The organism is Pseudomonas sp., from assembly GCF_026224925.1.
Taxonomy (GTDB): Bacteria; Pseudomonadota; Gammaproteobacteria; order Pseudomonadales; family Pseudomonadaceae; genus Aquipseudomonas.
Window position 1 is genome coordinate 1 of record NZ_JAMFRV010000729.1, and the last position, 8805, is coordinate 8805.

General features: G+C 57.2%; 9 protein-coding genes and 1 pseudogene. 8 read left to right on the forward strand and 2 right to left on the reverse strand.

The window, feature by feature from the left end:
- Position 1: 1 nt before the first annotated feature.
- Entirely contained in the window at positions 2-550 is a 549-nt protein-coding gene (locus M0974_RS30265) for a tRNA-uridine aminocarboxypropyltransferase (RefSeq protein WP_297845602.1), read from the forward strand.
- A 2-nt stretch (positions 551-552) separates the two neighbouring features.
- On the opposite strand, the gene M0974_RS30270 is transcribed toward M0974_RS30265, so the two are convergent.
- Entirely contained in the window at positions 553-765 is a 213-nt protein-coding gene (locus M0974_RS30270) for a DUF6316 family protein (protein ID WP_297845603.1), read from the reverse strand.
- A 228-nt stretch (positions 766-993) separates the two neighbouring features.
- Between M0974_RS30270 and M0974_RS30275 the strand changes: the two genes are divergently transcribed.
- Positions 994-1953, forward strand: a complete 960-nt coding sequence (locus M0974_RS30275; RefSeq protein ID WP_297845604.1) for a DMT family transporter — start codon at positions 994-996, stop codon at positions 1951-1953.
- Positions 1954-2101: 148 nt separating this feature from the next.
- Here the strand turns inward: M0974_RS30275 and M0974_RS30280 are convergent, their stop codons facing one another.
- On the reverse strand, positions 2102-3493 hold the full coding sequence (locus tag M0974_RS30280; protein WP_297845605.1) for a class II fumarate hydratase: 1392 nt from the start codon (positions 3491-3493) through the stop codon (positions 2102-2104).
- Positions 3494-3677: 184 nt separating this feature from the next.
- Between M0974_RS30280 and M0974_RS30285 the strand changes: the two genes are divergently transcribed.
- From M0974_RS30285 to M0974_RS30310, 6 genes and pseudogenes are all read left to right on the forward strand, one after another.
- Entirely contained in the window at positions 3678-4211 is a 534-nt protein-coding gene (locus M0974_RS30285; protein WP_297845606.1) for a DUF2059 domain-containing protein, read from the forward strand.
- 15 nt (positions 4212-4226) lie between these two features.
- A complete protein-coding gene (locus tag M0974_RS30290) occupies positions 4227-4523 on the forward strand; it encodes a BolA family transcriptional regulator (RefSeq protein WP_297845608.1) in 297 nt (98 codons plus the stop codon).
- A 262-nt stretch (positions 4524-4785) separates the two neighbouring features.
- A complete protein-coding gene (locus M0974_RS30295; RefSeq protein ID WP_297845609.1) occupies positions 4786-5724 on the forward strand; it encodes a rhodanese-related sulfurtransferase in 939 nt (312 codons plus the stop codon).
- Between the two features lie 36 nt (positions 5725-5760).
- Positions 5761-6363, forward strand: a complete 603-nt coding sequence (locus M0974_RS30300; RefSeq protein WP_297845612.1) for a DsbA family protein — start codon at positions 5761-5763, stop codon at positions 6361-6363.
- On the forward strand, positions 6311-8173 hold the full coding sequence (locus M0974_RS30305) for an ABC transporter ATP-binding protein (RefSeq protein WP_297845610.1): 1863 nt from the start codon (positions 6311-6313) through the stop codon (positions 8171-8173). Before M0974_RS30300 ends, M0974_RS30305 begins: the two co-directional genes overlap by 53 nt.
- Before the next feature lie 231 nt (positions 8174-8404).
- Positions 8405-8805 (forward strand): annotated as a pseudogene (locus M0974_RS30310) (PAS domain S-box protein); the annotation flags it as partial.

Here is an 8805-nt window from a genome sequence, read left to right on the forward strand (position 1 = left end):
ACTGATTCCACGGCTCGACAGTCGCACGCGGGTGCTGGTCATCCAGCATCCAAGCGAGGTCAATCACGCCCTGAACACGGCACGGCTGGCAGTGTTGGGGTTGATCAATGCCGAGCGGGTGGTGGGGGAGGTGTTTGACGATCTGGACACCTTGCTGAACTGGCCGGGTTATCGCGCGCGGTTGTTGTTTCCGGGGGACGGTGCGCAGACGTTGCAGGCGTATGCGGGCGGAATCGGCGAGCACGAAAACCAGCCGTTATTATTGGTGGTGCCGGACGGAACCTGGCGTAAAGCGCGTAAATTACTGCACCTGAACCCGGCATTGGCCGCGTTGCCACGGGTCACGCTGGGGGAGGCAGCTGCATCGCGTTACAGGCTGCGCAAAGCCCCTGGGCCCGGCGCGTTATCCACCATAGAGGCGGTGACGTACGCACTCAATACGCTGGAAGCGCCGCAGACTTTCGATGCGCTTTTACGACCGTTTGACGCGCTCATCGAAGGGCAAATTGCGTCGATGGGCGAAGACACCTATCAGCGCAACCACCAGTAGCGTCAGCCGTTCAGCGAAGACTGCTGCGAAGCCTTGGCTTGAATCATCCGGTTGATATACGCCTCGGTTTCACGCTCCGCGTCCATACGCGTGTAATACGGGCCTTCCAAGGTGTTTTCCCGAGTGCTGAAAAAGTAATGCCCGTTAATCAACGAAACACGATCACAGCGGTAGTGAACGGTGGGGGTCGGATCCTGCGAGCGTTTACCGAACATGGTTGTTACCTGAAGTCGGAACTGGGGACTGCTTGGGTTGGTGGCAGAACACTAGTTTAAACCGCTCGACAGCGACATAAAACCATCATGTGTATGACGGGGTTGGGACAATGGAACACAGTTTTCCAGTATCTCGACGGCAACTGTCCCTGTGTTGTCGATCAATCCACGCCTAGAATGACGCCCTGCGTAGCACTCTTATTACCGCCAAATATAGAGAACTCTTTCATGCATGTTTCATCTGGCCGCTGGTTGTATGGCCTGTCTTTAGCACTAGTAACAGCGGTGCTGTGGGGCATCCTGCCGGTCAAACTAAAGCAAGTGCTACAAGTAATGGACCCCGTCACGGTGACGTGGTTCCGCCTTTTGGTGTCGGGCTCGTTGCTGTTTATCTGGCTGGCGTCAGTAGGGCGTTTGCCGAGTTTTAAGGTGCTTGGGCGCAAAGGCCAAATACTAGTGGCGCTGTCGGTATTCGGGTTAGTCGGCAACTACGTGCTGTACCTGATGGGCCTAAAAATGCTCAGCCCCGGTACGACGCAGTTGGTGATTCAGGTCGGGCCTATCCTGCTGCTTATCAGCAGCATCTTTCTGTTCAAAGAGCGTTTCAGCATGGCCCAAGGGCTGGGCCTTTTGGTGCTGTTGATGGGCTTTGGTTTGTTCTTCAACCAGCGTCTGGAAGAGCTGCTGACCTCGTTGGGTGACTACACCGCCGGGATCCTCACGGTGTTGGCGGCATCGGCGGTGTGGACGTTTTATGGCTTGAGCCAGAAGCAACTGCTGACCGTGTGGAATTCGCTGCAGGTGATGATGGTGATTTACCTGTTCTGTGCATTGCTGATCACGCCGTGGGCGCACCCGGCTGAGGCGTTGCAGCTGAGCCCGTTGCAAGGTTGGTTACTGCTGGCGTGTTGTTTGAATACGTTGGTGGCGTATGGCGCATTTGCTGAAGCGCTGGCGCATTGGGAGGCCTCCAGAGTCAGCGCAACCCTGGCGCTGACGCCATTAGTGACGCTCGCTACGGTGGCGACTGCCGCGTGGTTGTGGCCCGACTATGTGCAGGCGGAGGACTTGAATGGTTTGGGTTACAGCGGTGCGGTATTGGTGGTGCTTGGATCAGCACTCACTGCCCTCGGCCCATCATTGATCGCCGGATTGCGCGCAAGGCGGGCGAGGTTGGCTGCAGTTTGATAAACCCTGTGGATAACCTCTTGGGATTAACCCTGTGGGACCGAATTCATTCGGGAATGGCTTGATACGGTCTTCCAGTGAAACCGCATCGTCCGCTTCCCGAATAAATTCGGTCCCACAGGGTGAACCCGGGGGTATGACCAACCTTCTAGCCATTACCCGCTTCGAGCATTTTTTCTGGCCGGACCCACGCGTCGAATTCTTCTTCCGTCAAATACCCCAATGCCAGCGAAGCCTCGCGCAAGGTCAGCCCTTCGCTGTAGGCTTTTTTGGCGATTTGTGCGGATTTATCGTAACCAATGTGCGGGTTCAGCGCGGTCACCAACATTAAGCCGCGCTCCAGATGCTCGGCCATTTTCGCCGCATCGGGCTCCATGCCAGCGACGCAATGCTCCTGGAAGTTGCTGCAACCATCCGCCAGCAAACGAATCGATTGCAGCAGGTTGTGAATGATCACCGGCTTGAACACGTTCAACTGCAAGTGGCCCTGACTGGCGGCGAAACCAATCGTGACGTCATTCCCCAGCACCTGGCAGGCCAGCATCGACAGCGCCTCGCACTGTGTCGGGTTGACCTTGCCCGGCATGATCGAACTGCCCGGTTCGTTGGCCGGTAATTTCACTTCAGCCAGGCCAGCACGGGGGCCGGAACCCAGCAAACGCAGGTCATTGGCGATTTTCATCAGGGTCACGGCCAGGGTTTTAAGCGCCCCAGACAAGGCAGTCAGCGGCTCATGGCCTGCCAGTGCAGCAAACTTGTTCGGCGCCGTGACGAATGGTAGACCCGAAAGTGCGGCCAACTCTGCGGCGACCGCTTCGGCAAACCCGTGGGGAGAGTTCAAACCAGTGCCGACGGCGGTGCCGCCCTGAGCCAACTCGTACACAGCCGGCAACGTGTGCCGAATTGCTTTGGCGGAGTAATCCAGCTGCGCTACGAAAGCCGACAGTTCTTGGCCGAAAGTAATCGGCGTCGCGTCCATCATGTGCGTACGACCGGTCTTCACCAGGTTCATGTGCCGCGCAGATTGCTCTGCCAAGCCGTCGGATAATTCGGCAATCGCTGGCAGTAAATGCTGATTGACCGCTTGCGCTGCGGCAATGTGCATCGCCGTCGGGAAGCAATCATTGGAGCTTTGCGAACGGTTCACATGGTCATTGGGGTGCACCGGCAACTTGCCGCCGCGACCCTTGCCGGCCAGCTCATTGGCGCGTCCGGCGATCACTTCGTTGACGTTCATGTTGCTCTGGGTGCCGCTGCCGGTCTGCCAGACCACCAATGGAAATTGCTCGTCCAACTGGCCGCCGAGTACTTCGTCCGCCGACTGTTCGATCAGGCGAGCAATGTCTGCCGGCAGGTCACCGTTGCGGTCATTAACCCGGGCGGCGGCTTTCTTGATCAATGCCAAGGCATGCAGCACGGCCAGCGGCATCCGCTGGTCGCCGATGGCAAAGTTAATCAGCGAGCGTTGAGTCTGAGCCCCCCAGTAAGCGTCTTCGGGGACGTCGATCTGACCAATGCTGTCGGTTTCGATACGGCTCATCTGCTTGCTCCTCTTGGCTGAATGCGCAGTTTAGGCTTAGTTAATCTCTATGGGTTCCCTTAACCGGCTTTTAAAGCGCCCAACCAACCACTGGGGCAGTCAGGGGTTGAGCCATAAGCGGAGATGGGTGCAGAATGTCCGGTCTTGGGGTTCTGCCTCGCTTGCTAGATGATAAGGAAACTCGATGACCCGTCTTCGTGCCATCTGTACTGCGGTTGCTCTGGTATGCGCCAGCGGCCAGGTTTTTGCCGATACCGCTAGCCACAACGCCAGTGCCGAAACTTTCCTCAAGCTGGCTCATGCCGACAAGCTGGGCACCCCGGTGTACATGCAAGTTCAGCAAATGTTCCAACAACGTTTTGACGAGTCCAAAGCGCCTGCGTCGAAAAAAGCCCTGCTTGAAACTTACCAGGCTAAAGCCAACGCTGCCCTGGATCAGTCCATCGGTTGGGACAAGCTCAAGCCAGACATGATCAAGCTTTACACCGCCAACTTCACCGAAAGCGAGTTGAAGGACTTGGTTGCGTTCTATCAGTCCCCACTGGGCAAGAAAGTACTGACCAAAATGCCTGAGCTGACTCAGCAATCGGCTCAGTTGACCCAAGGTAAACTGGAAGCCGCAGTGCCTGTCGTCAACAAGTTGCTGGCTGACATGACCAACGAACTGGACCCAGGCAAAAACGCTGTTCCACCTCCTGCTCCGGCCAAAAAGCCTTAAGCGAAGCCTGACAACATGACCATGCAACAACGAATCGAAGCGGCGCTGGCCGCATTGCAGCCGCAGCACCTGCACGTGCTTGATGAAAGCCACATGCACAGCCGCGGCCTGCAGACCCACTTTAAGGCGGTACTGGTCAGTGACCAGTTTGCCGGCTTGAACGCGGTCAAGCGTCACCAAAAGGTTTACGCCGCGCTGGGTGACCTGATGGGCGAGTTCCATGCCTTGGCGCTGCACACTTATACGCCTGAAGAATGGGCGAAAACCGGTGCCGCTCCCGATTCACCGACCTGTGCTGGTGGTGGTCACTGAAGGGCATACCGCCCCTGTAGGACCGAATTTATTCGGGAATGGGCCTAACATGCGGCTTCGTTTGCGTTTGGAACGGCGCTTTCCCGAATGAATTCGGTCCCACAAAAAATCCATGAATTCGGTCCTACAGAGAATCCGAGATCCCCGGGTTTTCTCCCACAGTTTGTAAGGACTTTGTTAGAATAGTGATCGCGCCGCTTAGCCGGCGCTTTTTTTTGTATCGGGTCGGCTCTTTACGAGAGCACCCACCTGGAGAAACAACATGACTCAAAAGATTGTCGTGGCGGCGTTGTATAAATTCGTCACGCTCACCGATTACGTCGACCTGCGCGAGCCCTTGCAACAAGCGATGGTCGACAACGGCATCAAAGGCACCCTGCTCATCGCTGAAGAAGGCATCAACGGCACCGTTTCCGGCAGCCGTGAAGGCATCGACGGCTTGATGGCCTGGCTGAAAAATGACCCGCGCATGGACGACATCGATCACAAAGAGTCGTATTGCGACGATCAGCCGTTCTACCGGACCAAAGTCAAACTCAAGAAAGAAATCGTCACCCTGGGTGTTGAAGGCGTCGACCCTAACAAACAAGTCGGTACCTACGTTGATCCAGAAAACTGGAACGCACTGATCAGCGACCCCGAAGTCTTGCTGATTGATACCCGCAACGACTACGAAGTGTCGATCGGCACGTTCGAAGGCGCCATCGATCCAAAGACCACCAGCTTTCGCGAATTCCCGGACTACGTCAAAGCCCACTTCGACCCAGCCAAACACAAGAAAGTCGCGATGTTCTGCACCGGCGGCATTCGCTGTGAAAAAGCCTCCAGCTACATGCTCAGCCAAGGCTTTGATGAAGTGTTCCACCTGAAGGGCGGCATCCTCAAATACCTCGAAACAGTCCCGCAGGAAGAAAGCCAGTGGCGCGGCGACTGCTTTGTGTTCGACAACCGGGTGACCGTGCGCCACGACCTCACCGAGGGCGACTATGATCAATGCCACGCGTGCCGCACGCCCATCAGCGTCGAAGACCGTGCCAGCGAGCACTACTTGCCGGGCATCAGCTGCCCACATTGCTGGGATAAATTGAGCGAGAAAACCCGCCGCAGCGCCATTGATCGACAGAAGCAAATCGAACTGGCGAAAGCCCGTAACGAGCCGCACCCTATCGGTCGCAACTACCGACTGCCAACCGAGGCTTGAGCCATGCCCGCCCGCCTGCTCTATGTGATGGACCCTATGTGTTCCTGGTGCTGGGGCTTTGCGCCGGTGGCTGAAGCCTTGGTGCAACAGGCGCAAGCGGCGGGTGTGGCGCTGCATTTGGTGGTGGGTGGTTTACGCACGGGCAGTGGCGCCTCGCTTGAACCCTCCACCCGTCGCTATATTCTTGAACACTGGCAAGCGGTTGAAAAAAGCACCGGTCAGACCTTTCGTTTTGACGGCGCCTTGCCCGATGGCTTTGTCTACGACACGGAGCCCGCGTGTCGCGCCATAGTCGCGGCACGCAGCCTCGATCCGCAGATCGCCTGGGACCTGGTCAAATTGATCCAAAAGGCGTTCTACCTCGAAGGCCGCGACGTGACCCAGGCTTCAGTGTTGGTTGAGCTGGCGGAACAAGCCGGCCTGCCGCGCATCGTCTTCGCCGAGGCGTTCGACAGTGCTGAACAGTTCACTGCCACGGCGGCGGACTTTAGCTGGGTGCAGGATCTCGGTATCGCCGGGTTTCCGACCTTGCTCGCTGAGCGCAAGGGTCAGTTGGCGTTGCTGACCAATGGTTATCAACCCCTCGATGAACTGGCTCCGTTGCTCGGCCGTTGGCTGGAGCGTGCAACCAGTGCTTGAAAAACCACTTCACGCTGACTCGTCACCGCGTATTGATCGACTGAGCTGGGCCGAAATTCGCCGACTGGCATTGCATCACCGCAAATCGCTGTGGATCGCCAACGGCGTGGCGCTGCTGGCGACCTTGTGCAGTGTGCCGATTCCATTGCTGCTGCCGTTGCTGGTGGACGAAGTGTTGCTGGGGCACGGCAACTCTGCACTCACCTTCATGAATCACTTTCTTCCCGACAACCTGCAAAAAGCCGTGGGGTATATCGGTCTGATGCTGTTGGCGACGTTCGCCCTGCGCCTTGGCGCGTTGGTGTTCAACGTTGTGCAGGCGCGCTTGTTTGCCCGCTTGGCCAAAGACATCGTCTATCGAATTCGTATCCGCCTGATCGAACGTCTCAAACGCATCTCGTTGGGTGAATACGAAAGCCTGGGCAGCGGCACGGTGACCACACACTTGGTGACCGACCTAGACACACTGGACAAATTTGTCGGCGAAACCCTGAGCCGTTTTCTGGTCGCTATGCTCACGCTGGTGGGCACTGCGGGCATTTTGCTGTGGATGCATTGGCAACTGGCGCTGCTGATTTTGCTGTTCAACCCGTTGGTGATCTATGCCACGGTGCAACTGGGCAAACGCGTCAAGCACCTGAAGAAGCAGGAAAATGACAGCACCTCGCGCTTCACCCAGGCGCTGACTGAAACCCTGGATGCGATTCAAGAAATTCGCGCGGGTAATCGCCAAGGGTTTTTCCTGGGCCGGCTCGGGGTACGGGCTAAAGAAGTGCGCGATTACGCCGTCGCCTCGCAATGGAAGAGCGACGCGTCCAACCGCGCCAGCGGCCTGTTGTTTCAGTTTGGCATTGATATCTTTCGCGCGGCCGCCATGCTCACCGTGCTGTTCTCCGGCCTGTCCATCGGCCAAATGCTCGCAGTGTTCAGTTACCTGTGGTTCATGATTGGCCCGGTGGAGCAACTGCTCAACCTGCAATACGCTTATTACGCGGCCGGCGGAGCGCTGACCCGGATCAACGAACTGCTGGCGCGTGCCGATGAGCCGCAATACCCCGGTGGCAGTGACCCGTTTACCGGGCATCAAACCGTGGGCATCGAGGTGCGCAACCTGACCTTCGGTTATGGCGAAGAGCCAGTGCTCGATCAGTTGAACCTGTCCATCGCGCCGGGAGAAAAGGTCGCCATCGTCGGTGCCAGCGGCGGCGGCAAAAGTACCTTGGTGCAGTTGCTACTCGGGCTGTACACGGCGCAGTCCGGCAGCATCCGTTTTGGCGGCGTCACTCAGCAAGATATTGGCCTGGAAACCGTGCGCGAACACGTGGCAGTGGTGCTACAGCATCCGGCGCTATTCAACGACAGCGTACGCGCCAACTTGACCATGGGCCGCGAGCGAAGCGACGAAGGCTGTTGGCGAGCACTGGAAATTGCCCAGCTTGACGCGACCATTCGCAGTTTGCCCAACGGCCTGGACACCATCGTCGGCCGTTCAGGGGTGCGCTTGTCTGGCGGCCAGCGGCAACGATTGGCCATCGCCCGCATGGTCTTGGCTGATCCTAAGGTCGTCATCCTCGATGAAGCCACCTCGGCCCTGGACGCGGCAACTGAATACAACCTGCACCAAGCGTTGGCGCGCTTTCTCAGCGGCCGAACAACCTTGATCATTGCCCATCGCCTGTCGGCAGTGAAGCAAGCCGACCGGGTCCTGGTATTCGATGGGGGGCGTATCGCCGAAGAGGGTGGCCACCAGCAGTTGATCGCAGACGGCGGCCTGTACGCCAAGCTTTATGGGCATCTGCAGCAGATTTAACGGCGATTGGCCTTCACCTTTTTCCGCTTATCAGTAAGTTTACAGTGCGAACTTTTCCCTGATCTTCGTATCCTTATAACTACCCGGCAGCGACTGGCGACCTTGCGGCGGTAGCATTGTTAAAATATTGAGAAAAAGCCCAGTGTTATCACCAAGTTTAGCCTAGGCTTTGAGGGTTGTTGTCGCCCTGCTGCATGGTGAGTATTCAGGAATGCATATGAAAGGGAACCCATGAAGCAGAAGCGGATTCTTGAGCCCCGGTTGTTGGGGATCGTTTGGCCCTTTATCGCTGTTGTGCTGTTACAGGCGCTTTTGGGATGCATGAGCTTGTATACGTTGTCAGCTGTGCGCGGGTACGTTGCCGGTGAAAGTCTGTGGTCGAAAGGGCAAAAGGACGCCATCTATTACCTGAACCTGTACGCCAACGGCCGGGATGAACAGAACTACCTGAAGTATCAGGAAGCGATTGCCATTCCTCAAGGGGGTCATGAGCTGCGCGTGGCCCTTGATCAACCGATCCCGGACTTGTCTGCGGCGCGTGCCGGGTTGATGCAGGGGGGGAATCACCCGGATGATGCGCCGAGTATTATCTGGCTGTATTTGAACTTCCGGCATTTCAGTTACCTGGAAGA

Excerpts from the sequence above, each read along its gene's own strand:
- M0974_RS30270 (WP_297845603.1), bottom strand. The coding sequence starts at position 765 with ATGTTCGGTAAACGCTCGCAGGATCCGACCCCCACCGTTCACTACCGC.
- M0974_RS30275 (WP_297845604.1), top strand. The coding sequence starts at position 994 with ATGCATGTTTCATCTGGCCGCTGGTTGTATGGCCTGTCTTTAGCACTA.
- M0974_RS30280 (WP_297845605.1), bottom strand. The coding sequence starts at position 3,493 with ATGAGCCGTATCGAAACCGACAGCATTGGTCAGATCGACGTCCCCGAA.
- M0974_RS30285 (WP_297845606.1), top strand. The coding sequence starts at position 3,678 with ATGACCCGTCTTCGTGCCATCTGTACTGCGGTTGCTCTGGTATGCGCC.
- M0974_RS30290 (WP_297845608.1), top strand. The coding sequence starts at position 4,227 with ATGACCATGCAACAACGAATCGAAGCGGCGCTGGCCGCATTGCAGCCG.
- M0974_RS30295 (WP_297845609.1), top strand. The coding sequence starts at position 4,786 with ATGACTCAAAAGATTGTCGTGGCGGCGTTGTATAAATTCGTCACGCTC.
- M0974_RS30300 (WP_297845612.1), top strand. The coding sequence starts at position 5,761 with ATGTGTTCCTGGTGCTGGGGCTTTGCGCCGGTGGCTGAAGCCTTGGTG.
- M0974_RS30305 (WP_297845610.1), top strand. The coding sequence starts at position 6,311 with ATGAACTGGCTCCGTTGCTCGGCCGTTGGCTGGAGCGTGCAACCAGTG.